Genomic DNA, 25,156 nt, shown 5'->3' with positions numbered 1-25,156 from the left:
AGTTTACTCCAAATTTACACCTTAACTTATTTTTTTTATTTTAAGTTGCTGTAAATTAATGGATTATTTTATCTTGTTGTCCAATCCATCATCGGGGCAACGGAAATGCGTGGCTTTAATGACTCAAGTGATTGCATAAAAGGCTCTCGGATCTGGATAGGCAAGCAAAGGGCAGCATTATACGAGTTTTGAGGTTAATTCACCAATGATCATTACTTGAATTGGAGTTCAGAGGGAAAGAGGATTAAAGAAAGTTTTGTATTAGTTCAGACTTGATCGTACATTCTTCTTGAAAAAGAGAAAGTTACCCGTTTTGATAAAGGTGTCGAAATCTTAATCAAACAAAGGTAACTTTCTTATGTTGCATACTAACAATCAAATTATTAAACACAAAGTAGGTCTGCTCAATTTAGCTGAAGAGCTTCAGAATGTATCTAGAGCATGCAAAGTGATGGGTGTGTCAAGAGATACATTTTATCGCTATCAGGAATTAGTGAAGTCTGGTGAATAAGATCCTAATTTTTGAAACCACTCTAACCAATTGTTTTTGAAATACATCCAAATATTTTTGTCTGTATCTAAACCAAGAAATTCACCTACTATTTGCATAGTGATGATTTCTGCATCAGTAACAGCAGGCGGAAAACCACGAGTTCTCAGAGGTTATCCAGTAAACTAAACAGCATACACGCAAGAACCAGACATAGGCCTGCCAAACAGGTCATGGTCCAACCGCCATGATTCCATGCAAAAATGCCAAGTGCGGAACCACAGGCACCTCCAATAAAATAAGCGGTCATATAGATCGCATTGATACGTGACTTTGCATCAGGTCGTAAGCGGAAAATAATGCTCTGGTTGCTGGTGTGTACCAATGCCAAAGCCAACTGGATCAGGGCAAAGCCAACAATATAGCTGATGAGGAATGTTTGCCCGTAATAGAAGCAAATCCAGCTGATAATGAATAAGGCACAGCCCATCCAGGTCAGTTGCCTGGTGTAGCCCTGATCAGCATATCGGCCAATATACTGGGTGGATAAGGCACCAAAAATACCCACCAGACTCACCATCCCAATCACTAGGTCAGGTAAATGATGGGCCGAGCTTAGCAGAAGCGCGATGGTGGAATACAGGATACTGACCGCCGCAAAGGCAAATCCACCTGCAAGTGCCCGTAATAATAGGCGCTTTTCCTGCTTCAAGAGTTGGGCCATCGAAACAAAGATTTGCCCATAATTCATTTTCATGCGCATGACGTAAGGCAAGCGGCTTTTAAGCGCATAAGCCAATATCAGCATCAAGACTCCACTGACCACATAAATGACTTTCCAGTGAAACAGGTTGGAGAACAATCCTGCTAGACTGGTCGAAAGCAAGATACCCACCAATAAACCACTCATGAGAAAGCCAACAACTTCGCCTGTTTTTTCAGGCTGTACTGTCATGGTGGCGAGGGGAATCAGCACTTGGGCCGAAACGGAAAATAACCCAACCAGTAGTGTTCCAACCCATAACATTGGCAGGTTCATTGAGAATGCACTCAGGAACAGACCCATAGCGCATAAAGTCATGAGTAGGGGAATAAACTTGGTCTTATTGACCACATCGCCCATTGGTACAATAAATAGCAAACCCAAGGCATAGGAAACCTGTGCAAAAGTGACGGTCAGGGCAGCCTTGCTTTCTGTTACGGCAAAATACTGCTGAATGGAGTGGATCAGTGGCTGGCTATAATAGTTGGCACCTGCACATAGACCGCACGCCGCAGCCATAAACCAGAGTAAGGCCTTATTTTGACTAATATCTTGAGGGGCTGACATAATTTTCTCTATCACGGGTTTATGCAGTATATGCGGTTGCTTTAATTTCAACGAGCATTCCTGCTCATGCCAATCTAGAAACAGGAATCAATGTGCATACAGGAAATGCATGATTTTTCCACAAACTTTGCATGATGCCTGCCAATACCTGAAGTTTTTCAGAATCATGGTCAACAATCAGCATACGCAAAACGGCTATATCTGAAAGTTGTGCCTGAGGGGCGATTAAAGCATGTTGAATATTATAAAAGACTTGTTGTACCTGTTGGTCAAAAAATGGAAAGTTCACCATTTTTGTTTTCTTCTCTCTGACCTGCAATATGGATGATACGCATATTGGGTTCCACAATAACAACATGGCTATAACCATTGGCTGTGGTTGCCTATCACTAGAACAATGTCCACTGAGAAATCCTGATGATTGTCTGGCAGAATGATCAATGGGGACGTATTTTCAGGAAATTTTACTGTTGCTGAATCAGAAAAATAAAATGATGAATGAAATAGAATGATTTTTGCACCAATATTGTGCGTTAAATCTATTTTGATCATAAAAATTTACATAAATATCACTTGAAAAAATGCCGATTCAAGTTTTTACATTTCTTTTTAGTTTTTCTGAGGGATGACATTCATACAATTCAGATTTATTGATAACACCTACTTTGATGTCTTGAAATAGGCCTTGTACTTTGCGAAATAAATAGTCGCCGAAAAAACCAATAAAAGTTTATGTAAGCCAATTTCTCTACAGAGCTGCACGATTATGATGCGGTTTCAGTCCATAGACCCGTTTTAGCCAAGCCTGAATATGAACAATGTTTAAAGAGTTGCTGTGTATTCTATCTATGATGCTCGATAAAACATGGGGTTATTTAATCTATACCGCTTTGGCATTGAATGAAAACAACGCACAAGGCATATAAATGAACGGATAGATACTGAGAGAATGAAATTTTTATATTGTATATGCATGGTGAAATAGCTTGGCTTTATCAAAAGCTTAACATCATGAGCATACAAGGTTTCAATATCAATATGAATCATCAGTTCAGAATATGGGTATTTATTAAATAAATAGTGGGTGGAATTTTAAAAAAGTTCCATTAGAATCCAAAATTCTACAAAGAATACTCCTGGGGGAAACATTGCTATCCGCGATGTTTACTTAAGAAAAACTAGCTTGAGGAACGCTCATGCAGATCGGAATCCCAACCGAAACTGTTGCAGGTGAAAGTCGTGTAGCGGCAACACCAGAAACAGTTAAGAAGTTGATTAATGCAGGTCATAGCATTGTCATTCAACGTGGCGCTGGTGTTAAAGCAGCCTATATTGACAGTGCTTATGAACAAGTTGGCGCAACCATTACAGACGATGCATATACAGGTAGCCAAATTATTTTGAAGGTACGTGCCCCTAAGGGTGAAGAAATTCAAAAGCTTGCGGCGAATACGACTGTGGTTGCAATGTTTGACCCTTACCGCAATCCAGAACTGGACCAGTTTGCTGCTCAGCAAGTGTCTGCTTTTGCTTTAGAGTTACTTCCTCGTACGCTTTCACGCGCACAAAACATGGATGTACTTTCTTCTCAGGCAAACTTGGCAGGTTATAAATCTGTATTGCTAGCTGCGGCTGAATATCAACGTATGTTCCCAATGTTAATGACTGCTGCGGGTACCGTAAAACCTGCGCGTGTCGTGATCATGGGTGTTGGTGTTGCTGGTCTTCAAGCGATTGCGACTGCAAAACGTTTAGGTGCAGTTGTGGAAGCAACTGACTTACGTCCAACGGCTAAAGAACAAGTTGAGTCTTTAGGCGGTAAATGGTTAGACGTACCAATGTCCGATGAAGAAAAACAACGTGCTGCTGAAGCTGCGAAAAGCGGTTATGGTTGGCAGCCGGGTGAGCAATACATCAAAGATCAAGCTGCGATTGTAGATAAAGCTGTCTCAAATGCTGACATCGTAATCACCACTGCATTGATTCCAGGTCGTAATGCTCCGCGTCTGATCAAAGCTGAAACTGTTGCCAAGATGAAACCGGGTTCTGTTATTTTAGATATGGCAGTTGAAACGGGCGGTAACGTTGAAGGTTCTAAAGAAGGCGAAACTGTTGTTACTGAAAATGGCGTGAAAATTTTGGGTATTCCAAACATTCCAGGCACAGTTGCAACTGAAGCATCTGCATTGTATGCACGTAACGTTTTTAACTTCCTTGAAACATTATTCGACAAAGACAAAAACTTTGCGATCAATCAAGAAGATGAAATCCAAAAAGCGTTACTCGTGACTCATGGCGGTCAAGTACTGCTCAAGCGCGGTTAAGGAGAGTTCTCATGGTTGAAACGATTACAATTTTCGTCCTTGCCATCTTCGTAGGTTACTACGTAGTTTGGGGAGTAACACCTGCGTTACATACACCACTTATGGCGGTAACGAACGCATTGTCTTCAATCATTATCGTTGGGGCAATGATCCAAACCGTGGGTATGCCTGTGATTGGTGTTGATGCCAATGTAGCTTTCCAAAGCGTAAATGTTGTAAGCATCTTGGGTGCGATTGCTGTGTTCTTGGCAAGTATCAACATTTTTGGTGGCTTCGCTGTAACTGCTCGTATGCTTGAAATGTTCAAGCCGAAGCAAAAGAAAAAAGAGGGCTAATAGATGGAATTTATTCGAGACTATGCGGATTGGTTCTACCTGATTGGTGCCGTCCTTTTTATCTTAACTTTGCGTGGTTTGTCAGGTCCTAAAACTGCAATCGCAGGTAACCGTTACGGCATGATCGCTATGGCGATTGCTGTAGTGACAACATTCTTTGTTGCAGAACATCCAGTTGTTTGGATGATCGTTGGTGCGATGGTATTGGGTGGTGTGGTTGGTATCGCTCGTGCGCGAACTGTTCCGATGACACAAATGCCTGAAACAGTGGCTTTAATGCACTCATTAGTTGGTTTGGCTGCGGTATTAATTGCGATTGCAGCGATTTTACACAACAACCAATTAACAGCATTGTTTGCTGAAAATGAAGCTGCTTTGACTGCTGCTGGCGTACAGCATGCTCATATGAGCAAAGTTCATTTATTTGAATTGTTTGTAGGTTGCTTCGTTGGTGCGATTACATTTACAGCATCAGTATTTGCTTACGGTAAATTAGCTGCTAAAAAATGGGCAAAAACGATTTCTGGTGCATGGGTTAAACCTGTTCAAGCGCTTATCTTTGCTGCAATGCTTGCGGCAGGCATTATGTTCTTCTTGACGAATAACATGACTGCTTTCTGGGCGATGACAGCACTTGCACTTGCATTTGGTTGGGTTTGGATTGCGCCAGTTGGTGGCGGTGATATGCCAGTTGTGGTATCGCTTCTTAACTCATTCTCTGGTTGGGCTGCAGCTGGTATTGGTTTCACACTAGAAAACAATATGTTAATCGTTGCGGGTTCACTTGTAGGTTCTTCTGGTGCGATTCTTTCTTACATTATGTGTAAGGCGATGAACCGTTCAATCATCAACGTATTGTTTGGTGGTGCAATGGGTGGTGCAGCAGTTGCTACAGCGGACAAAGGCGAACAAGTTCAACGTAACTATCGTTCTGGTTCAGCAGATGACGCAGGTTTCTTGATGTCAAATGCAGACAGTGTTGTGATTGTACCAGGTTATGGTATGGCGCAAGGTCGTGCACAGAATGCAGTTAAAGAATTATGTGAAATCTTAAAAGAACAGGGCGTAAAAGTTCGCTTTGCGATTCACCCAGTTGCGGGTCGTATGCCTGGTCACATGAACGTATTGTTAGCTGAAGCTGATGTCGCGTATGAAGACATCTTGGAAATGGATGAGATCAACTCTGACTTCCCAGCAACTGACGTGGTACTGGTAATCGGTGCGAATGACGTTGTTAACCCAGCGGCGAAAGATGATCCAAGTTCACCAATCTATGGTATGCCGATTCTTGAAGCTCACAAAGCTCGTACCATTATGGTGATCAAGCGTTCTATGGCAACAGGTTATGCTGGCTTAGACAATGATTTGTTCTACAATGAAAAAACCATGATGATCTTCGGTGATGCGAAGAAAGTTGTTGAAGATATGACAAAAGCAATCAATGGTGGTGGTCACTAATCTGACCTCATCAGGATTGAAGAAGCCACCGTTAGGTGGCTTTTTTGTTAGCGCATATTTATTAAAGGTATTTTTCTACAAGATTCATGGATTGTGTATAAAGATCACGGGCAAGTTGCTGGTTTTTAGCATGTGGTGATTTCCAGTCTGGCATGTGTGCACTGACATATTCTCCATTACGCTTTGCCCAATCATCTCCAGTCGCCATTTGCGTAATCAACTTTGCAGGAACTGAGGTCGGCACTAAACCAATTTTCATCACTTCATAAACAGGTTTTGGCAGTTCGCGATAAATATCAGAGGCAACACCCCCTGGATGTAGTGAGTTGTTGGTAATGGTGCTATTCGCCATACGTTCAGCTAAAGCATTACTGAATAAAAGATTCGCTAACTTAGATTGACCATAATAGAACAGGGGATTATAAAAACCCTCAGCACGGAACTTATTCGGTTTGATTGAACCTGCCCAATGTGCAATTGAAGCAAGGTGGATGATGCGAGCTTTTGGTGCCTGTTCCAAGACAGGAATCAGCTTATGTGTCAGTAGAAAATGGCCTAGATAATTCACACCAAACTGTTGTTCAAAACCATCTTGCGTCAGCTGCTTGGTCTTGGCAAATAGTCCTGCGTTGTTAATCAGGACATCAAGACTACCGTAGCGGTCTGCAATTTCATCCGCTGCTTTTCGGGTTGATTCAAGGCTGTTTAAATCGAGGGAAACCAAATCAACCTGCCCCTGACCCAATGCACGCAATTTATCTTGTGCAATTTGCGCTTTTTGCGGATTACGGCAGGCAAGAATGACATGTTGTCCCTGCTTTACCAACTCTTCCGCTGTGGCAAAACCAATACCTGTATTTGCACCTGTAATTAGAATTTTCACTTCATCTACTCCAATAATGCTTTTTATTTGATGAATTTTAAAGCAGGTCCTATAGTGCGTTAATTTTGACAACTTGTCATGTCAAATTTGAAATGGAAGAAGAGATTGTTGTTGATAAAAGGTGTATAAAGGTTTGGATATTAAGTATTTAGTTTAGATCATTTTTTTATGATGAATAAATATAAATCGATGAATTATTAAAAGGAAAAAATAATTTATTTTGGCATTTTTTTTGCATTGGATTAGATGATTTTTTAGGGGAATTCTATGAAAAGTATAATTTTAGTATTGCTGTTTTTACTATCTCTCACCTCCCATGCATCTGCTGAAACCACGACAAATATTCAGGAAATCCGTATTTCTCTGGATAGCGTGTGGGTGGTCGTTGGAGGAATTTTAGTTTTCTTTATGCAAGCAGGATTTGCTTTAATCGAAAGCGGATCTGTTCGTAGTAAGAATACCGTGAATGTACTCATGAAGAACTATATGGATACCTGTATTGGAGGACTTATTTTTTGGCTGTTTGGCTTTGGCCTGATGTTTGGCCTGAATCAAACAGGGTGGATCGGACTCAGTCATTTCATGCCAGATCAACTGGATGACTGGCACTGGAACCTGTTGTTCTTTCAGATGATGTTTGCGGCGACAGCCACCACGATTGCCAGCGGTGCCATGGCAGAGCGAATACATTTTGTGGCTTATGTGGTCAGTGCGGTTTTTGTAAGTGGCATCATTTACCCTGTATTTGGTAGCTGGGCATGGGGCGGCCTGTTCGGTGGTGATGGCTGGCTGAAAGCTTTGGGGTTTATTGATTTTGCTGGTTCAACTGTGGTGCATTCAATTGGTGGATGGGTGGCACTCGCAGGCATTATTGTGTTGGGACCACGTTTGGGACGCTTTGGCCGTAAGGGGCAAAGTCATTTTTTGGCAGGACATAATCTGCCCTTGGTGGCATTGGGTGGCTTTGTGCTATGGTTTGCGTGGTTTGGGTTTAATGCCGCATCTACTGTTGCCGCAAGTGTAAGCATTGGGCGTATAGCACTCAACACCCACTTGGCAGCCTGTGCCGCAGCCGCAACCTACATGGTGCTGGCACTGCTTCAATCCAAGGCAATTCTTATGCGTAGCACCATAAATGCATCACTGGGTGGTCTGGTTTCAATCACGGCGGGTTGTGCCACCATGTCACCGCTATTCGCTGTAATCACAGGCGCTATAGCAGGTTTGCTGATGACTTTTATACCTTTGTTGATTGAAAAGATGCGGCTGGATGATGTGGTGGATGCTGTTGCAGTACATGGGGTGTGTGGAGCATGGGGAACCATTGCCGCAGGTGTCTTCTTTCTGGAAAAACCGTTTAACCTTGATGTGATCTCAGTTCAGACTTTGGGTGTGGGGGCCGCATTTGTCTGGGGCTTTGGTGCCGCGTTTATCATGTTTAAGGTGCTCGACAAGGTTCTCGGTGGCTTAAGGGTTTCCCCGCAACATGAACAACGGGGGCTGGATTATACTGAACATGCTGAATTGTCATACCCAGAGTTTCAGAGGGATGTCACTTTTGAAACCGAAAATATCACTCATCGCCATTAAGGGAGGTGATTGTTATGGCTAAATTAAGCATTGAACAAAAAAGGCTGGCAGTGGAAAAGGGGCTTGCACAGTTCTTGCCAGATTCCGTATTGCAGCGGGTTTTACAGTACTGGGAAAGTGAATATGGTCACCAGCCATCCTTTGTATTAAATCGTTTTCTCAGTGAAATTTGTACCAGTGACGACCTGCGGGTGCAACGCAAGGAGATGTTGCGGCGGGTATTGCATGAAATTTCGGTGGTTGAGAAGCAGGAGCGCCTCAAGGTAAAAACGGATAAAGAGGTTGTGGCTGTCGAGGCAAGCCCTGGAACACTGGACCTGTTTCAGGCGTTCCATGACTTTGTGATGGGCGTGTTAAAAGGTGTCAGTCAACCTGATTATCTGGATTTTGTGGCAGAAATTCAGGGCAAAATGAAGAAACATCGTTTACTTGCTGGATATTGGTATATTGCAGGTTCAGAGAAGCAGTGCTTGATGCAAATGCCGAAAGAGGCTTATGCGGTTATGATTACAACGCTGTATGCGATCTACTGTAGTTTTTATGGTCCAGGCAAGGCGGATCAACTGTATGCACAGATTAAGCATGAAATAAAACAGCATTATCCAGCAGTCGACTTAAGCCAGTTGTTGTAGGAATGAAAAAAGCGACCTTATTGGTCGCTTTTCTTAAGCTTTAGGCAACGGATTCAGGTGCGCGCCATAAACTTTCAAGGTCATAGAATTTACGGGCTGTTGGCAACATCACGTGTACCACAACGAAACCAAGGTCAATGAGGATCCATTCAGCGTCTCTTTCACCCTCAACACCAATTGGGCGAAAACCTGCTTTACGTGCTTCATCAGCAACATTGTCCGCAAGGGCTTTAACATGACGGGTTGAGGTGCCACTTGCAATCACAATTGCATCGGCAATATTACTAATAGAACTTACATCAAGTTCTAGAATATCTTTGGCTTTTATATCAGTAAGGGCTTCATGTACAACTTTTAAACAAGCATGTACATCTTTGTTTGCTGTTTTGGTTTTTAGGTCGTGAGAATTAGAAGCGCTGGGCGATGGTTCTAAATTCATAGAGGGTATATTTTCCTGACAATTGCTCATCGTCAAATATACCGTTTTTCTCTATAAAATTCAAATTTCAGCAGTAACAGTTTATGTATTCACGTCATTGGAAAAGTACTTTTCTTTCCATGCAAAAGATTGATCTGATTGAGTTTTTGGTCGGTATTCTGCACCAATATAACCTCGATAGTCACTTTGACGTAACCAGTCAAAAATTTGCTTATAGGGAATATTTCCTGTGTCAGGTTCGTGTCGGCTTGGACAATCAGCAAATTGAATATGACCAATTTGATGCAAATTTTCTTGCAAACCAGTCAAAACATCTTCACCCATCATGGCCATATGGTAGCAGTCGTATTGCATTTTCAGTGCGGGATGGTTGATAGCCTCCAGCATTTCCTGTGCCTGTGCAATATTCTGCACCAAAAAGCGTGGCATGTCGGTGCCGTTGATCATTTCAAAAACAGGTTCAATCCCTTGCTCTGTCAGCATGTGGCAGGCCAGTTTGAGATTGCTTGCTAAGGTATTTAAACAGGGTAAGAGGTCAGCATCTTGAGGCTGTTTACCAGCTAGAATATTGACTCGAGGAACATTCAAGGCCTTTGCATAACGAATTGCAAGCATAAGGGCATGATGAAATTCAATTTCTTTTCCAGGAATACCTGCTAGGCCATTACCGCCCTGCATTAAATCGCCAGCAGGCACATTAATGAGGCAAAGTGAGAGATCGTATTGTTCAAGCTGAGTTTGAATATCAAAAATTTCTAATTCATATGGAAACTGAATTTCGATATGTTGGAAGCCATGTGTATGAGCTAAAGCAAAACGCTCAATCAAAGGGACTTCCTTAAAAATCATAGACAAATTGACTGCAAGATGGCTCATATTCAATCTCCTTCAATCAATTATTATTGCTCTATATATTGAATAATAGTCGCTAAATCATTATCAGCAAAGCCGTTTTCTTGGTGGGCTTGTAACTGTAGTAGAGCTTTTTGTGCAACAGGTATATTTAAGTTAAAACTATGTGCAAGTTTTAATGCATTGTTAAGGTCTTTGGATAAGGTCTGTACTTTCCATTGCACAGGCTCGAAAGTATGGGTTGCCATACGAGGAGCTAAAATTTGAAATGGTTTAGAATCTGCAAAACCGCCCGCGAGAGCAGGGGCAAGCAAGTTAGTATCTACACCTGCTTGGCTCGCTAATGCAACCGCTTCTGCGATCAACGTGCTATTTGCTGCAACAATTAATTGATTACAAATTTTGGTGGCTTGTCCAGTCCCTGTTTCACCCATACGGGTCACACGTTGGCATAAGACCTTATAAATAGGCTCGAGTGCTTGGATGACGTGCGCATCTCCACCTGCAAAAATAACCAGACTTCCTTGTTCAGCACCGATTGTTCCACCTGAAACAGGGGAATCAATCCAAGTCACTTGTTGCTGTTGGGCGGATTGCGCCAGTTGCTGAGTTGCTGAAACGGATAAACTGGAGAAATCAACAATGACTTGCCTGGCTTGTAAATAAGGCTGGATTTGGGCAAAAACGCTTTGAACAGCCTGATCATCAGCCAGACAGGTGAGGATAACGGGATAATTTCCAATATTTTCCAAAGCTAAAGTTACCGCGCCCTGTTGAATAAGTGGCTCACATGCATGAGGGCTACGGTTCCAAACCGCCACCGTATAACCCGCCTGTAATAATCGGGTTGTCATTCGACTTCCCATTAACCCCATACCTAAAAAAGCGATGGGTGTTTGTTGATCAACACGCATGTGAATTTATCCAAACTGTAATTACTTATACTGACGCGGTAAGAACTGAATCTCAGGATTCTTGTCTTTCTTGCGTGCAAGGCTACTATTTTTACCTAATAACAGCTTAAGCTGCCAAAGTTTTTCTAAACGGAGCGACTTTTCAGGTTGATGTTCCATAGCATCTAAAACGCGTTTGGCTGCCATAATGGCATCTGGTGAACGTTGTAGGATTTCCTGTGCAATCACATTGGCCTTTGCCAACGGATTGTTGTCCAGATGTGTGACCAAACCAATTTCTTTGGCGTATTCTGCATCAAAGACACGTGCGGTCAAGGTCAGTTCTTTTGCTAAATCAACACCAATTAAACCTTTGAGCGAGCGAGTCAAGCCCATATCTGGAACCAGTCCCCAGCGGCTTTCCATAATTGACATTTGGGTGGTTGGCGTTGCAATACGGATATCCGCAGCAAGTGCAAGCTGCATGCCCGCCCCAAAGCAATAGCCCTCAATGGCCGCAATCACTGGAATTGGCAGGTTTTGCCAAATCAGGAATGCTTTCTGAAACAGGCTTTGACCTGGCTTGATCAGTTCCCATGCGGCAAATGCGGTATTTTTAGGGTTGTTCAGGTCAGATAGGTCAATACCCGCACTAAATACCTGTGCCTCACCCGTTAAAATGACGCAACGAATCGAACGGTCTTTTTCAATTTTCTTTGCAGTTGCCACCAGCTCTTTTAATAACGCAAAACTCATGGCGTTGCGTTTTTCTGGACGGTTAAGGTAAACCGTTGCAATTCCATGGTTCTTTTCAACTCGTAACAGTGCCATTTGCCTTACTCTTATTGTGTTCAATGATGGGCAGCATAACATGAGTCTTTTAGCTAAAACATGACACCACAGTCACAAATAGCGGTGATGACCAGCATCTTGTAGATGCCAGCAGACCCTAGGTATCGTGGGAATGTAAAATCAGGCTGGCGGCCTGTCTCACCTGATCAATCGCAAAGTTCAACTCATTAAAACGATGGTTGGTTTCCCGTATAAAGGCATCATCTGCTTTGCGGCGCTCTTTACGCAGGGTTGAAACAAATTGCTCAAATTCCCCTGAAACCTTTTGTAACGCTGGGGTGCCAACGTAACGTGTTGCACCATACAGACGGTGTAGCACATGCTCAAGCTGGGGAAAATCCCCCAGTTCAATCAGTTGCTGCATTTCGGTGAGTTCAGTATCAAAACTATCCACCAACATATTTAATAAGTCTTGTGCCAATTCTTCTTTATTCGCAGCGAGTTGAATGCTTTGCTGCCAGTTTAAAATCTGTGGATCAATTGATTCTGTCGGGTGCTTCTGCTCAGTATTGACAGGCTGAGAAGAGAAGTTATTTTTGGTCCAATGGGTCAGGATTTGAATGATCTGTTCCATCTGGATTGGCTTGGTCACATAATCATTCATACCCACTTTTAGCAATTTCTGTTTTTCATCGGCCAGTGCATGTGCGGTCAGTGCAATAATCGGAAGTTGCATGCCTATATCCAGCGTTGACTCAAGCGAGCGAATGGCTCGGGTGGTATCAATTCCAGACATGACAGGCATCTGGATATCCATAAACACAAGGTCAAAGGGTGGCAGCTTTTGTTCAATCCGCTGCTGAATCATGTCAATCGCTTTCTGGCCACTTAATGCCTTGGTGGTGGTGACATTCAGTTCACCCAACAGTGCTTCAAGCACAATCAGATTGGGAAGATGGTCGTCAACCGCCAATACGTGTAAACCCTGACCATTGAAATCCTCAGATTCCTGTTCAAACACAGGCTGATTGCCCAGCAACTGCACCAGTTCACGGCGGCTTAAGGGCTGATACAGTGGACGGGCACGGTATTCATTCAGCATGTTTGGCTCAAGGCTCATTTGATAACCGTAAACGGCTAAGTTTCCTTGGTAACGCTGACGAATTTCTTTGAGTAGTGCTTCTGTGTCACCACTGTGATCGACAATGAGCCATGTATTCTCTTGCTGATTTAAATGGTTCAGACGACTGAATAAATCCAAAATTGATTGTGTTTCGATATGTGAGACACGGTAGTTTTCTAAATATGAACGAAGCACACTTGCCGTGGCAGGATGGGCAAGGTAAGAGACCACTTGTAAATGATCAAAATGTGGATGCTCAACAAATTCATCTTGTTCATCCACTTTAAATGAAGCCGTAAACCAAAAGGTTGAACCTTTTTCTGTCGGGGCACGTTCTTGGTTGTCTTCAAAGCCAATTTGACCATGCATCAGATGAACAAGTTGTTTGGAAATTGCTAAGCCTAATCCTGTACCACCAAATTGACGAGTAACGGAAGCATCGCCTTGAGAGAATGATTCAAATAGTTTTTTACGGTCGGTACCACTGAGACCAATACCACTGTCCTGCACACTAAAATGCAGTAGGCATTGTCCAATGTCCTCATCTTCCATGCGGACACGGACAATGATCTCACCATCAGGGGTAAACTTGATGGCGTTGGAAATCAGGTTGGTCAGAATTTGCTTGAAACGTAGCGCATCACCAACCACATGCTGTGGGATGTTCTCGGCATAATAAAACGCCATATTGATATGCTTTTGTGCGGCCAAGGGCGAAAGCATGTCCATCACATCAAAAATAGCTTCTTCCAAATCAAATGGCGCTGTTTCAAGCTCTAATTTGCCCGCATCAATTTTAGAAAAATCGAGGACATCATTAATGAGTGCTAAAAGGTGAGCTGAAGATTTACGAATAGTTTGAAGATACAGGTTCTGTTCATTAGTTAAGTTTTGCTGACGAAGTAAGAGGTGAATAAAACCGTCAATACTGTTGAGAGGTGTTCTAAGTTCATGGCTGATATTCGCTAAAAAGACGGACTTGGATTGATTTGATGAAATCGCCTGATCGCGTGCCTGACGATAGGTAATGTTCTGAACTTCCAGCGTATCCAGTGTGCGGCGTAAGTCTTCCTCAGTTTGTTCGGTATGTTCTTTAAGTTCCAGAAAACTAAAATGCAGACGTTTAACCACATTGGCAATGTCTCGCTGGAGCAGGCGTAACTCGCCTGTACTGTTCACCACAATATGCTGATCCAGTGTATCGGCATTCAGGCGCTGCATCTGCATACGGATTTCATACAGTGGTGCCAGCCAGCGCCGTGAAAAAACATTCAGGCAAAATAGTAAAATCATCAGGGTGATCAGCCCTGTCGCTACCAGTGAAAGCAGGATTTTATAACGGGTCAGTTCCAGTGGCTGATTGTCCAGTTCAATCACTAACCAGACTGAATCGGGCTTGCTGCTATCCAGTTTGGCACCATAAATACTGTTGTGGTTGTGTGGAATCGGGCCAAAGAAATTACTGTTGTCAGGGAAAGTTGGCCAGAAGCGATTGTTCTGGTAGCCCACGCTTAAGTAGGTCTGCCCCTCGTTGTCAATCAGGGCCGCCCGTTGCAGGTTTCGTTCATCAAACATCTTCTGCATGATGTTCTGGGCGCGGTCATATTGGTCAGGATGTTGCTGTACCAGTTGCAGTAGATCATTTGCGGTCTGGTGGTAGCGTGCCAGAATGGCGGAGGCATCGGAGCGTTGCTGCTGTTTGGCCGCATTGGTCGTTTCAGATAAAACCCAGAAAATTCCCACCCCTGTCAAAATTGCGATTGGCACCAGAATGAGGGCAATCAGTTGTCCATAAGCATGATTGAGCCGTAAGCGTTTTGACAGGGTTTTATTGAAATTTGACATAATGCGGTCAGATTTATCATTCTGTGCAATATCTTAGCATGCTTTGTGGCAAACAGAGGTACGGGCTAGCCAATAAAAAGAATAGTGAAAAGGTGCAGTAGTTCCATTTTTTTCATACAATAGGCGCCACCTTAATATCGGTGTCGATCATGACGAATACGCAAACTGATTTTTTAGCAGATGAATTTTTACTAGACTATTATGTTGGTAAAACCCCTTTAGTGCGTTTGCAACGTTTAGCAAGTCATACTCAAGCTACCGTATTAGCGAAATTAGAAGGTAATAATCCTGCTGGCTCAGTCAAAGATCGCCCTGCTTATAACATGATTGTCCAAGCAGAGAAGCGTGGACAAATTCAACCTGGTGATACTTTAATTGAAGCCACTAGCGGTAACACTGGCATTGCTTTAGCCATGGTTGCAGCCATGCGTGGTTATAAAATGAAGCTGATCATGCCAAATAACATGAGTCAGGAACGTAAGGATGCCATGCTGGCCTATGGTGCTGAACTGATTGAGGTGACGCAGCAGCAGGGTATGGAAGGTGCGCGTGACCTTGCCACGCAAATGCAGGCGGATGGCAAGGGCTTTGTCCTGAACCAGTTTGACAATCCAGATAATGTTGAGGCGCATTACCTCACCACAGGCCCTGAAATCTGGAAACAGACAGCTGGAAAAATCACCCATTTTGTCAGCTCAATGGGCACCACAGGCACCATCATGGGTGTTTCAAAATATTTAAAAGAACAAAATCCAGACATTCAGATTGTCGGTTTACAACCCGAAGATGGGGCGAGCATTGCGGGAATTCGCCGTTGGCCTGAAGCATATCTGCCGACCATTTTTGACCGTAGCCGTGTGGACCGTATCTTTGATATTCCACAGCTTGCAGCGGAACAGACCATGCGTAAACTGGCACGTACGGAAGGCATCAGTGCGGGCACCTCTTCTGGTGGGGCAGTGTGGGCATCACTCAAAATTGCTGAGGAAACACCTGATGCCGTGATTGTGTGCATTATCTGTGACCGTGGTGATCGTTACTTGTCAACAGGGCTGTTTTCAGTTCAAGATGAAGATTAGACCTAACTGATTACATTGAATGATGAGCTTGCGTTTTCCAATTTTAGTTTTTGATATTGAAACACTGACTGACTTAAAGGCTGGTGCTCATCTTTATCATCTTGATTTGCCTGAAACCGATGTGGAACAGGCATTGACCAAAATCCGCCGTCAGGAATCAGGCAGCGATTTTCAGCGTTTGCCCTTGCATGAAATTGTCTGTATTTCAGGTTTATGGCTTGATGAAAAGGGCTTTCGCCTGTTTTCATTTAGTCAGGAGCAAAGTTCAGAAGCTGAAATGCTGACAAAATTCCTGTCCATTTTTGACAAGAAGCAGCCGACGCTGGTGAGCTGGAATGGCTCGCAGTTTGACCTGCCCGTGATTCTGTTCCGTGCCATGTATCATGGACTTTCTGCGCCAAGCCTGTTTGATCAGGGTGAAATTGATAACCAGAAGCGCTTTAACAATTACCAGAACCGTTACCATCATCGCCATGTTGATCTGATGGATGTGATGGCGATGTTTAATGGGCGTAATTTCCAGAAGCTGGATGACATTGCCTGTCTGTTGGGATTCCCTGGAAAGCGTGGTGAAACGGGTTATCATGTGCCAGAGTATGTACATACTGAACAATGGTTAAAACTGACCAGTTATTGTGAAGGTGATGTGCTCAACACATGGCTGGTCTATCTGCGCTGGCTATTACTAAAGGGTCAATTGAATCTACAGGAGCACCAGCAATGGATTCAGGCGACAGCCGATTATTTACAGACACAGACACAACAAACAGAATTTTTACAGGTATGGCGGCAGACATCGCAATATACTGTATTCACCGCAAATACGTTTGCGCCAAAAAACTAGGTTGATCTTTTGAAACATAAAGCGAAACAGCGCCCAGCTCAATATCCAACATATACCTTTCAAATCGAAGCTTTTTCTCATGAGGGGCGAGGGATTGCGCATTATGGCACGCATCCTGATCATCCAAAAGAAAAGCACGGTAAGAAGGTTTTTATTCGTTATGCGCTCGTGGGTGAAACAGTACAAGCCAAGATTAGCAATCAAACTTCGCGTTTAGAAGAAGCGGATATGGTTAAGCTAGAAAGTGATGCGGCTGTGGGACGAGTCGATCCGATTTGTCCACATTTTGGGGTGTGTGGTGGCTGTAGCTTGCAACATATTCATCCAGATGAACAGATTTTATTAAAACAGAATGTATTAAAGTCACATTTACAACATTTTGCTGGTTTACAACCAGAGCAATGGTTAGATCCAATCCGCTCTGAAAAAATAGATTATCGTCGTCGTGCTCGAGTCGGCGTTCGCTATATTGCTAAACAAAATCGTTTGGTGATGGGCTTTCGTGAGCATCACAGTAATCATTTAACACCGATTCAGCAGTGTCATGTTCTTGATCAGCATTTGTCCGAAAGTTTAGTAGAGTTGAGAAAACTACTCGAAAGTCTAACAGGCAAGGCCCATATTGGTCATATAGAATTGGCGATGGGAGATAGCGAGGTTGCATTGCTGATTCGTCATTTAGATGAATTAAATATTTCGGATGTCAACCAATTACGTCAATTTGCGTTACTGAAGGATTGGCAGTTGTATTTGCAACCGAAAGGCGCAGATAGTTTGCATCGTGTTGATGATACTCAAGCACCTATGCGTTTGCACTACAGTCTGGATGAGTTTGCAGTTAAATTTGCATTTTCACCTTTAGATTTTACTCAGGTGAATAGCGGTGTAAATGCAAAGATGATTCAGTTGGCATGTGAATTGCTAGATTTACAGAAAGGAGAGAGAGTGCTCGACCTATTTTGTGGATTGGGTAATTTTTCCTTACCTTTAGCACGTTGTGTTGGTGAGACAGGTCAGGTCGTTGGTGTTGAAGCAAGTGATGAGATGGTACAACGGGCAACTGAAAATGCGAAAGCAAATCAATTGTCTCAGGCGCTGTTTTTTTCACAAGATTTAACAAAAGACTTTTCGCATCATTCTTGGGCAAAACAGGGATTTGATGCATTATTAATTGATCCTCCGCGATCAGGTGCATTTGAGGTTATGCAATATGTACCTAATTTTGGAGCAAAAAGAATCGTTTATGTTTCCTGTAATCCATCAACACTGGCAAGGGATGCAGGTGTACTGGCACAATATGGTTATCAACTTAAAAAAGCGGCAGTAATGGATATGTTTACCCATACTGAGCATGTTGAATCAATTGCCTTGTTTGAAAAAATTGAGCAATTTGAAAAGACCCAAGAAATAAACGATTAGAGAATGAGTTACATATCCAGAGGAGAATGGTATGGTCACAGTACGTGAGCAGTTACCTGGACGACTCCATGAGTTGTCAGAGGAAACGACTGTAGAACATGCCGCTGAAGCGCAAAGTGGTCTGGTCTCTTGGCTAGATCGAGTGCGTGATATTTTGGATGGGGCAGAGCTAAAGCAACTTCAAAAAGTTGCAGAGCTGACCTTGGCAAAAGAATTAGAAACCACGGTTCATCATCGTACCAATACTTTTAGTACAGGTATTGGTATGGCTGATATTTTGGCGCATTTACATGTTGATGAAGATACATTGTCAGCGGCAGTGTTGTATCGAAGTGTGCGCGAAGGTTTAATTACTTTAGAAGATATTCAACAACAATTTGGCGAACAGGTGCTTGGTCTTGTACAAGGCACGCTTGCGATGGGTAAGCTCTCTGAATTGATTGAAAAAAATAAGCGTTTAGAAGATCATTTTAATAACAATCAGCGTGAGCACTTAAACGGCATTTATAAAATGCTGATCTCAGTGACAGAAGATGTACGCGTCGTTTTGATCAAATTGGCTGAACGTACTTATGCTTTACGTGAATTAGCCACTGCAAGTAAAGAACGTCAAGAACGCGTTGCACGCGAGATTTTAACGATCTATTCACCGCTTGCACATCGATTAGGTATTGCACAGTTAAAATGGGAATTAGAAGATCTCGCTTTCCGTTACTTGGCGCCTGAGCGTTATAAAGAAATTGCGTCGTTGCTGAATGAAAAGCGTTTAGAGCGAGAGCAATATATTCAGTTTGTGATTGATAAGCTAAAGACTGAACTGGGTATGCATCATATTCAGGCGGAAATCACTGGACGAGTGAAGCACATTTATTCGATTTATCGAAAAATGAAAAGTAAAAATCTGAGTTTTGATCAGCTTTATGATATTCGTGCAGTGCGTGTATTGGTAAAAGGTGTACCAGACTGTTATCACGCTTTAGGTATTGTGCATCAGTTGTGGCGTCATATCCCGAACCAGTTTGATGACTATGTCACCAATCCAAAAGCCAACGGTTATCGCTCATTACATACTGCTGTGATTGCTGAAAATAAATCTTTAGAAGTACAAATTCGTACCTTTGAAATGCATAACGAAGCTGAACTGGGCGTTTGTTCGCATTTTAATTATAAAGAAGGTGCAAAAAATACCGATCATTCATTTAATCATCGTCTACATTCTTTACGTGCGGTATTGGAACATTATCAAGAGCGTACTGAAACAACGCCACATGGCGAAGATGAAGAGTCAAATGACATAGATCAAATTCAAGATTTTGAAAATTTTGAAAAGATTTATGTATTTAGTCGTGATGGTGATATTAAGGAATTACCACGAGGTTCAACGGTTTTAGATTTTGCTTACCATGTACATACTGAGGTAGGTAATAAGTGTTATGCGGCACGTGTCAATCAACGTTATGTGCCATTAACTTATACGCTGAAAACGGGTGAACAGGTTGAGATTTTAACCAAAAAAGATCGTGAACCGAACCGTGATTGGTTGGTGAACTCTTTAGGTTATATTAAAACTGCTCGTGCGCGTGACAAGTTGCGGCATTGGTTTAGACAACAAGATCGTAGTAAGAATGTTGAGGTGGGGCGTGAGTTACTCAATAAAGAGTTAGCACGCTTAGCAATTCACCCTAAAAGTATCGATCTTAAAGACTATTCATCTCACTTTAATCTGAAATCAGGCGATGATGTTTTAGTTGCTTTGGTCAGTGGTGATATCAGTTTGCATGCCTTGATGAATCAAGTGAATCGTCAGATGCACTTGGATCAAGATGAGCCTGAGCTGGTGTTGAAACCTGCCCTGAATCCACGTGCCAGCCATACCTTGTCTGCACATGGTATCCTGATTGATGGTCTGGACAATGTGGAACTGCATATTGCACAGTGTTGCCAGCCTGTACATGGTGAGTCAATTGGTGGTTACATCACCTTGAACCGTGGGGTGAGTATCCACAAGATTGTCTGTCCTGATTATATCCGTATGACCACACAGGAACCTGAGCGTGCGGTTGAGGCGGACTGGGAAATGCAACCAACCCGTGGTCAGAGTGTGCAAATTGTGGTTGAAGCCTATGATCGTCGTGGCTTGCTTAAGGACCTAACCCAGGTGATTTTCTCAGACCAAATCAATATTCGTCAGGTCAATACCATTTCTGAGGCGGATGGTATTGCCAACATGAAACTGCTGATTGAAGTCAAAGGTTTGGCGCAATTGTCCCGTTTGTTGGCGCGTTTGGAGCAGCAGCCAGGCATTATCAGTGCCAGACGTTTGGTTCAAGGCAACTAATTTCGGCAGATTCATGACAGGATGATCTGTGATACCCCGCGAAAAGTTAATATCAACCAAAGGGTAATATTTAGATGCGGTGATGGAGGTTGATCAGCAGACATATCATGTATTTGATGAATTCGGTATCAAAGAGTGGCAAGGGGCTTTAACCAGGGTTGAGGCCCCTTTTTATGCCGTGGTTGTGAAATAAACGCGCGATTTCAGCACCAATTCCCTGTGCTGCGCCGCTAATAAATACGCTATGTTGCATTGCTTTCCCTTGCTTTATCATATTTCTTTAATGGGCGCATATTACGCATAAGCAGTTTGCTGCTGCAACAATTTCGCTGTATCTAGTTTGGAGATCATCATGGAAAAGTTATTGGCAATCATGCAGGAGTTAAGACAAAAATGTCCATGGGATCAGCAGCAAACACCTGAAAGCCTGACCCGTTATGCGATTGAGGAAGCCTATGAGGTGGAGGCGGCCATTCGGGAGGGCGATGTAGATCAAATCCGCAATGAGCTGGGTGACCTATTGCTACAGGTGGTGTTCCAGTCGCAAATGTACAGTGAGCAGGGTGCATTTAATTTTCATGATGTGGTCGATGCGATTAGTGAAAAACTGATCCGCCGTCATCCGCACGTGTTTCAGTCGGAACACGATCAAAACCTAAACCCTGAGCAGGTCAGCGAATTATGGAAACAGATCAAGCAGCAGGAAAAGCAGGGTAAACCACAGTCACGTCTGGATGAAGTCAAGCATGCACCCGCCTTGGTACAGGCACATGAGATTCAGAACAAAGCAGCCCAGCTTGGATTCGATTTTGAAACGGTAAAAGATGCCTATGCAAAGCTGGACGAAGAACTGGAAGAATTACAGGAGGTAATTGCAACGCAGGAAGTCGATAAAATACAAGAAGAATTTGGCGACTGTCTATTTTCTTTAATTAATGTAGGACGTAAACTTGGGCTGTCGAGTGAGACCGCCTTGTTGGCGACAATTCATAAATTTAGAAGCCGCTTTGCTTTTATTGAACAACAGGCACAACGACAACACAAAGACTTGCAGGAAATGAGTTTGGCAGAAATGGATGAACTTTGGGAGCAAGCAAAACGACAATTAAAACTTGAGGAGCAAACCAATGACCTTGCCACATCCGTGCAGCAAATATAACGCTGTTTTATTGATTCTTTTATGTGTGGGGTGCCTTTCTCATCTGCATGCGCAGCAGTTTGACCAGTCTTATGGCCAATGGAAAGCCCAGCAGCAGGCACGGGATCAGCAGTTGGCGAAACAGCCTAACAACAATTATTATCTATCACGTCCAACACAGCAAACCAGCTCAAAGCCTGTTTCATCTTCTGTAAATCAGCAGGGTGATAAAATTAGCCTCAATCAGGCAAATGTACAGCAGTTACAGACCCTGAATGGTGTAGGTGAGAAAAAGGCACAGGCCATTGTGGAATATCGCCAAAAGAATGGCGGATTTAAAACCATAGATGAATTGGTGAATGTGAAAGGGATTGGGCCAAAGTTGCTGGAAAAAAACAAGGCACGGCTGATGCTTTAAGGGAAATTCTGAAATGGTGTCGCTAATAAAGAGGCATGATCTGTTGAAACTTCAACAGAATAAATTGCCCTTTGTGTGGGTTGGAGCTATGATTAGCGACAAATTGTTATTTACGTCCTGACGTAGGAGACACTGTCTTTTGCAAACCTTGCGCGCGTCAAAATGTGGTCTGTCCACAGCTCAACTTCCTCCCTCAATTCTCGATGTGATTGATAGCCTGAACAAAGCTGGCTATGAGGCATATATTGTGGGTGGCAGTGTTCGCGATATGATGTTAGGTCTTAATCCAAAGGATTTTGACGCAGTCACCAATGCTACCCCAGCTCAGGTGAAAGAAGTTTTTGGGCGACGTTGCCGAATTATTGGACGGCGTTTTGAGTTGGCGCATGTCTACTCAGGCCGTGAGCTGATTGAGGTGGCGACTTTCCGTGCACCTCCGAAAAAAGCGGTGGCCAGTGCATCTGGAATGATTCTTCGTGACAATAATTGGGGAACGATTGAGCAGGATTTTGCTCGTCGAGATTTTTCGATCAATACCCTGTATTATCAGCCCCGTAAAGGCATCGTACTCGATTTTTGCCATGCGGTTGATGATATTAAAACCCGTACGCTGCGTTTTCTGGGGGAGCCTGCCCAGCGCTTTGAGGAAGACCCTGTACGCATGCTGCGGGCCTTGCGTTTTGCCGCAAAACTGAATTTCCAGATTGATCAATCCATTCTTGATGTTTTCAGTGTTGAGATGACGCAGTTGCTGCGGGATGTTTCACCGCACCGTTTATATGACGAGTCACAAAAATTATTTACCATGGGACACCTGACCCAGGTTTTACCAATGCTGATTGAGTTTGGTGTTTGGAAACAGTTGTTTGCTGAAATTCCACCAAATCTAACAGCTTTCATCGAACGTGCAGCTAAAAATACTGATCAACGAATTCAAATTGGTAAGACCATCAACCCTGCTTTTTTCTATGCGGTGTTGCTATGGAAGCCATTTTTAGAGCGCTGCGATTTTTATCTAAATAAAGGTGTGGTGCCAGCGGAGGCCCGTGCACAGGCTGGGCTTGATGTGTTGAAACGTCAGGCAACCCGCACCATTATTCCGCGGTTTGCTGAAACTTTTATTCGTGAAGTATGGGAAATGCAAACCCGTTTGCTTAATCCAAAACCACAGCAGATCGAAGCCTTGGCTGGACATGCGCGTTTCCGTGCAGGCTTTGACTTCCTGCTGCTGCGTGAAAAATCGGGTGATAGCAGTACCGAGGGCATGGGCATGTGGTGGGAAGCTTACCAAGAAATGTCAATCGATCAGAAAGAAGTCGCAATTCGTCAATACAACCGTCAACGTAGTAAAACACGCCGTAAGGCCACTGAGGTTGTTGATGAGCCTAAAGTGACAGAAATTGAGCCTTTGGTCAATGTGCCTGAGCCGAAAAGTCTTCGTGGCAGAAAAGAACGTGTCAGGTCGGATGAGTCCACCCCCCGTTTTATGGAAAAGGCTTCAGGTGATTCCAGCCAGGTTGGTGCTGATCATCCAATTCTCAAGCGCAAACGGGTAAAACGTGATTTAAGCCAAGTGGTTTTTGGGCCAACGCAATGACCATTCGTACCTATATTGGGTTGGGAAGTAACCTGGGTGATTCGCAGCAGATTTTGCGTGAAGCAGTTGCCAGGTTGGCAGGTTTGGGACCAGTTCAGGTTTCCCGACTTTATCAAAGCCTACCGATGGGTCCACAGGATCAACCTAATTATTTAAATGCGGTCGTGCAACTGGATACAGCACTTGAGCCTTTAGCCTTACTGGATCAATTACAACAATTTGAGCAAGAAGCAGGTCGTATTCGTTTAAGGCGATGGGGAGAGCGCACGCTTGATTTGGATCTATTGATTTATGGTCAAGAGCAGATTCAAAATGAACGTTTGACTGTACCACACATTGGTATTTTAGAACGTGATTTTGTCGTGATTCCATTATTAGATTTAGATGCTCATTTACAGTTAAATGGCCATCCATTAAAAGATTTAGAACTGGTGCAGCAAGCAAGCTTGACTGTAATCGCAGACCAGTCTTGGGCAAACGCTTAAGACTGTTTCGTTCTGGAAACGCCTGTAGAGGACATCATCATGATTAGTCTAAGTGACTTAAGAAAGTTTAAAGCCGAGGGACGCAAGTTCTCATGCCTTACCTGTTACGATGCAAGTATGGCGAAAGCGATGGAATTGGCTGAAATTGATACGATTTTAATCGGTGATTCTCTAGGAATGGCGATTCAAGGAAGAGATTCCACACTTCCTGTGACAGTTGAAGACATGGCTTACCATACAGCAGCCGTACGTCGTGGTAATTCGCACGCTTTAATTATGACTGATCTACCATTTATGAGTTATGCAACGCTTGAAGATGGTTTAAAAAATGCTAAAGCCGTGATGCAAGTAGGCGCACAAATGGTCAAGATTGAAGGCGGTGCTTGGTTAAGTGAATTAGTCCAAGTTTTGACACGTAATGGTATTCCTGTCTGCGTGCATTTGGGTTTAACACCACAATCAGTACACGTATTCGGTGGCTATAAACTTCAAGCACGAACGCGTGAAGCAGCAGATCAATTAATTGCGGATTGCCAAGCTGTGGTTGATGCAGGTGCTGCGGTATTATTATTAGAGTGTGTTCCAGCTCAGTTAGGCAAGGAAATCGCTGAACTATTTCCAAATACCCCTGTGATTGGGATTGGCGCGGGCAATGAAACTGATGGACAAGTCTTGGTTGTACAAGACATGCTGGGTTTAACTTTTGGTCGCGTTGCGCGTTTTGTGCGTAACTTCATAAAAGAACAGTCTGGTGAAACCGCAATTCTGGATTCCTTTAAGGCCTATCATGCCGCTGTTCAGGACCAGTCTTTCCCTGCAAAAGAACATACTTTTCAAGTTGAGCTGTAATCC

Annotated in this window: 21 protein-coding genes and 5 pseudogenes; 16 read left to right on the top strand and 10 right to left on the bottom strand. The window is 43.3% G+C overall.

Annotation, left to right across the window (positions count from 1 at the left end):
• Positions 1-358 precede the first annotated feature (358 nt).
• Positions 359-505, top strand: a pseudogene (locus F972_RS04515) (helix-turn-helix domain-containing protein); the annotation flags it as partial.
• On the opposite strand, the pseudogene F972_RS15075 reads toward F972_RS04515, so the two are convergent.
• The 3 genes and pseudogenes from F972_RS15075 to F972_RS04505 all read right to left on the bottom strand — a co-directional run.
• Positions 496-663: pseudogene (locus F972_RS15075) on the bottom strand (IS982 family transposase); the annotation flags it as partial. The pseudogenes F972_RS04515 and F972_RS15075 sit on opposite strands and share 10 nt — an antisense overlap.
• A complete protein-coding gene (locus F972_RS04510; protein WP_004756076.1) occupies positions 657-1,820 on the bottom strand; it encodes an MFS transporter in 1,164 nt (387 codons plus the stop codon). The pseudogene F972_RS15075 and the gene F972_RS04510, both read right to left, overlap by 7 nt.
• 64 nt (positions 1,821-1,884) lie before the next feature.
• Positions 1,885-2,194 (bottom strand): annotated as a pseudogene (locus F972_RS04505) (Rid family hydrolase); the annotation flags it as partial.
• On the opposite strand from F972_RS04505, the pseudogene F972_RS16540 reads away from it, so the two are divergent.
• From F972_RS16540 to F972_RS04485, 4 genes and pseudogenes are all read left to right on the top strand, one after another.
• Positions 2,189-2,257, top strand: a pseudogene (locus F972_RS16540) (redox-sensitive transcriptional activator SoxR); the annotation flags it as partial. The pseudogenes F972_RS04505 and F972_RS16540 sit on opposite strands and share 6 nt — an antisense overlap.
• Before the next feature lie 759 nt (positions 2,258-3,016).
• Positions 3,017-4,144, top strand: coding sequence for a Re/Si-specific NAD(P)(+) transhydrogenase subunit alpha (locus F972_RS04495; protein ID WP_004756075.1), 1,128 nt, complete (start codon positions 3,017-3,019; stop codon positions 4,142-4,144).
• An 11-nt stretch (positions 4,145-4,155) separates the two neighbouring features.
• The gene (locus F972_RS04490) at positions 4,156-4,479 is read left to right on the top strand and encodes a proton-translocating transhydrogenase family protein (protein ID WP_004678363.1); all 324 of its coding nucleotides are present in this window, start codon (positions 4,156-4,158) and stop codon (positions 4,477-4,479) included.
• A 3-nt stretch (positions 4,480-4,482) separates the two neighbouring features.
• Positions 4,483-5,937 carry an NAD(P)(+) transhydrogenase (Re/Si-specific) subunit beta gene (locus tag F972_RS04485; protein ID WP_004678361.1) on the top strand — a complete coding sequence of 485 codons (1,455 nt, stop codon included), beginning with the start codon at positions 4,483-4,485 and terminating at the stop codon, positions 5,935-5,937.
• 61 nt (positions 5,938-5,998) lie between these two features.
• Here F972_RS04485 and F972_RS04480 read toward each other — a convergent pair whose 3' ends face one another.
• Positions 5,999-6,820, bottom strand: a complete 822-nt coding sequence (locus F972_RS04480; protein WP_004681726.1) for an SDR family NAD(P)-dependent oxidoreductase — start codon at positions 6,818-6,820, stop codon at positions 5,999-6,001.
• A gap of 267 nt (positions 6,821-7,087) precedes the next feature.
• Between F972_RS04480 and F972_RS04475 the strand changes: the two genes are divergently transcribed.
• Complete coding sequence (locus F972_RS04475; RefSeq protein ID WP_004756072.1) at positions 7,088-8,410, top strand: ammonium transporter; 1,323 nt, start codon at positions 7,088-7,090, stop codon at positions 8,408-8,410.
• Positions 8,411-8,424: 14 nt separating this feature from the next.
• Positions 8,425-9,042: a hypothetical protein gene (locus F972_RS04470; protein WP_004756070.1), complete on the top strand. Its 618-nt coding sequence runs from the start codon at positions 8,425-8,427 to the stop codon at positions 9,040-9,042.
• A 40-nt stretch (positions 9,043-9,082) separates the two neighbouring features.
• Here F972_RS04470 and rsfS read toward each other — a convergent pair whose 3' ends face one another.
• The 5 genes from rsfS to F972_RS04445 all read right to left on the bottom strand — a co-directional run bounded on the left by rsfS (position 9,083) and on the right by F972_RS04445 (position 14,986).
• The gene (rsfS, locus tag F972_RS04465; protein ID WP_004764121.1) at positions 9,083-9,481 is read right to left on the bottom strand and encodes a ribosome silencing factor; all 399 of its coding nucleotides are present in this window, start codon (positions 9,479-9,481) and stop codon (positions 9,083-9,085) included.
• 81 nt (positions 9,482-9,562) lie between these two features.
• The gene (locus F972_RS04460; RefSeq protein ID WP_004681721.1) at positions 9,563-10,357 is read right to left on the bottom strand and encodes a hydroxypyruvate isomerase family protein; all 795 of its coding nucleotides are present in this window, start codon (positions 10,355-10,357) and stop codon (positions 9,563-9,565) included.
• Between the two features lie 23 nt (positions 10,358-10,380).
• On the bottom strand, positions 10,381-11,247 hold the full coding sequence (locus F972_RS04455) for an NAD(P)-dependent oxidoreductase (RefSeq protein ID WP_004756067.1): 867 nt from the start codon (positions 11,245-11,247) through the stop codon (positions 10,381-10,383).
• Positions 11,248-11,268: 21 nt separating this feature from the next.
• Positions 11,269-12,057: a crotonase/enoyl-CoA hydratase family protein gene (locus F972_RS04450; protein ID WP_004681718.1), complete on the bottom strand. Its 789-nt coding sequence runs from the start codon at positions 12,055-12,057 to the stop codon at positions 11,269-11,271.
• Between the two features lie 118 nt (positions 12,058-12,175).
• Positions 12,176-14,986, bottom strand: coding sequence for a GacS-like sensor histidine kinase (locus F972_RS04445; RefSeq protein WP_004756065.1), 2,811 nt, complete (start codon positions 14,984-14,986; stop codon positions 12,176-12,178).
• Between the two features lie 149 nt (positions 14,987-15,135).
• On the opposite strand from F972_RS04445, the gene cysM reads away from it, so the two are divergent.
• Genes cysM through F972_RS04425 form a run of 4 tightly spaced genes read left to right on the top strand, consistent with a single transcriptional unit; the run spans position 15,136 to position 20,666 of the window.
• Positions 15,136-16,065 (top strand): cysteine synthase CysM, encoded by a 930-nt coding sequence (cysM, locus tag F972_RS04440; protein WP_004764116.1) that lies wholly within the window; start codon positions 15,136-15,138, stop codon positions 16,063-16,065.
• A 28-nt stretch (positions 16,066-16,093) separates the two neighbouring features.
• Positions 16,094-16,909: a 3'-5' exonuclease gene (locus tag F972_RS04435; RefSeq protein ID WP_026040022.1), complete on the top strand. Its 816-nt coding sequence runs from the start codon at positions 16,094-16,096 to the stop codon at positions 16,907-16,909.
• Positions 16,910-16,918: 9 nt separating this feature from the next.
• On the top strand, positions 16,919-18,328 hold the full coding sequence (gene rlmD / locus F972_RS04430; RefSeq protein ID WP_004756063.1) for a 23S rRNA (uracil(1939)-C(5))-methyltransferase RlmD: 1,410 nt from the start codon (positions 16,919-16,921) through the stop codon (positions 18,326-18,328).
• A 31-nt stretch (positions 18,329-18,359) separates the two neighbouring features.
• Complete coding sequence (locus F972_RS04425) at positions 18,360-20,666, top strand: RelA/SpoT family protein (RefSeq protein ID WP_004764113.1); 2,307 nt, start codon at positions 18,360-18,362, stop codon at positions 20,664-20,666.
• Between the two features lie 160 nt (positions 20,667-20,826).
• Here F972_RS04425 and F972_RS15755 read toward each other — a convergent pair.
• Positions 20,827-20,919, bottom strand: a pseudogene (locus F972_RS15755) (short-chain dehydrogenase); the annotation flags it as partial.
• 99 nt (positions 20,920-21,018) lie between these two features.
• On the opposite strand from F972_RS15755, the gene mazG reads away from it, so the two are divergent.
• From mazG to panB, 5 genes are all read left to right on the top strand, one after another.
• Entirely contained in the window at positions 21,019-21,825 is an 807-nt protein-coding gene (mazG, locus tag F972_RS04420) for a nucleoside triphosphate pyrophosphohydrolase (RefSeq protein WP_004764112.1), read from the top strand.
• Positions 21,794-22,222: a ComEA family DNA-binding protein gene (locus tag F972_RS04415; RefSeq protein WP_004760823.1), complete on the top strand. Its 429-nt coding sequence runs from the start codon at positions 21,794-21,796 to the stop codon at positions 22,220-22,222. Before mazG ends, F972_RS04415 begins: the two co-directional genes overlap by 32 nt.
• A gap of 139 nt (positions 22,223-22,361) precedes the next feature.
• Positions 22,362-23,819, top strand: a complete 1,458-nt coding sequence (pcnB, locus tag F972_RS04410; RefSeq protein WP_004764109.1) for a polynucleotide adenylyltransferase PcnB — start codon at positions 22,362-22,364, stop codon at positions 23,817-23,819.
• Complete coding sequence (gene folK / locus F972_RS04405) at positions 23,816-24,304, top strand: 2-amino-4-hydroxy-6-hydroxymethyldihydropteridine diphosphokinase (RefSeq protein WP_004764107.1); 489 nt, start codon at positions 23,816-23,818, stop codon at positions 24,302-24,304. The genes pcnB and folK overlap by 4 nt, the downstream gene beginning before the upstream one ends.
• Positions 24,305-24,343: 39 nt before the next feature.
• The gene (gene panB / locus F972_RS04400) at positions 24,344-25,153 is read left to right on the top strand and encodes a 3-methyl-2-oxobutanoate hydroxymethyltransferase (RefSeq protein WP_004764106.1); all 810 of its coding nucleotides are present in this window, start codon (positions 24,344-24,346) and stop codon (positions 25,151-25,153) included.
• Positions 25,154-25,156 lie beyond the last annotated feature (3 nt).

Origin of the sequence: Acinetobacter sp. CIP 102529, assembly GCF_000368325.1 — a bacterium.
Classification (GTDB): Bacteria; Pseudomonadota; Gammaproteobacteria; order Pseudomonadales; family Moraxellaceae; genus Acinetobacter; species Acinetobacter parvus.
Note: the sequence above shows the minus strand (reverse complement) of the source record. Positions and strands in the feature narration are given on the sequence as shown.

Excerpts from the sequence above, each read along its gene's own strand:
- F972_RS04510 (WP_004756076.1), bottom strand. The coding sequence starts at position 1,820 with ATGTCAGCCCCTCAAGATATTAGTCAAAATAAGGCCTTACTCTGGTTT.
- F972_RS04495 (WP_004756075.1), top strand. The coding sequence starts at position 3,017 with ATGCAGATCGGAATCCCAACCGAAACTGTTGCAGGTGAAAGTCGTGTA.
- F972_RS04490 (WP_004678363.1), top strand. The coding sequence starts at position 4,156 with ATGGTTGAAACGATTACAATTTTCGTCCTTGCCATCTTCGTAGGTTAC.
- F972_RS04485 (WP_004678361.1), top strand. The coding sequence starts at position 4,483 with ATGGAATTTATTCGAGACTATGCGGATTGGTTCTACCTGATTGGTGCC.
- F972_RS04475 (WP_004756072.1), top strand. The coding sequence starts at position 7,088 with ATGAAAAGTATAATTTTAGTATTGCTGTTTTTACTATCTCTCACCTCC.
- F972_RS04470 (WP_004756070.1), top strand. The coding sequence starts at position 8,425 with ATGGCTAAATTAAGCATTGAACAAAAAAGGCTGGCAGTGGAAAAGGGG.
- rsfS (WP_004764121.1), bottom strand. The coding sequence starts at position 9,481 with ATGAATTTAGAACCATCGCCCAGCGCTTCTAATTCTCACGACCTAAAA.
- F972_RS04460 (WP_004681721.1), bottom strand. The coding sequence starts at position 10,357 with ATGAGCCATCTTGCAGTCAATTTGTCTATGATTTTTAAGGAAGTCCCT.
- F972_RS04455 (WP_004756067.1), bottom strand. The coding sequence starts at position 11,247 with ATGCGTGTTGATCAACAAACACCCATCGCTTTTTTAGGTATGGGGTTA.
- F972_RS04450 (WP_004681718.1), bottom strand. The coding sequence starts at position 12,057 with ATGGCACTGTTACGAGTTGAAAAGAACCATGGAATTGCAACGGTTTAC.
- F972_RS04445 (WP_004756065.1), bottom strand. The coding sequence starts at position 14,986 with ATGTCAAATTTCAATAAAACCCTGTCAAAACGCTTACGGCTCAATCAT.
- cysM (WP_004764116.1), top strand. The coding sequence starts at position 15,136 with ATGACGAATACGCAAACTGATTTTTTAGCAGATGAATTTTTACTAGAC.
- F972_RS04425 (WP_004764113.1), top strand. The coding sequence starts at position 18,360 with ATGGTCACAGTACGTGAGCAGTTACCTGGACGACTCCATGAGTTGTCA.
- mazG (WP_004764112.1), top strand. The coding sequence starts at position 21,019 with ATGGAAAAGTTATTGGCAATCATGCAGGAGTTAAGACAAAAATGTCCA.
- F972_RS04415 (WP_004760823.1), top strand. The coding sequence starts at position 21,794 with ATGACCTTGCCACATCCGTGCAGCAAATATAACGCTGTTTTATTGATT.
- folK (WP_004764107.1), top strand. The coding sequence starts at position 23,816 with ATGACCATTCGTACCTATATTGGGTTGGGAAGTAACCTGGGTGATTCG.
- panB (WP_004764106.1), top strand. The coding sequence starts at position 24,344 with ATGATTAGTCTAAGTGACTTAAGAAAGTTTAAAGCCGAGGGACGCAAG.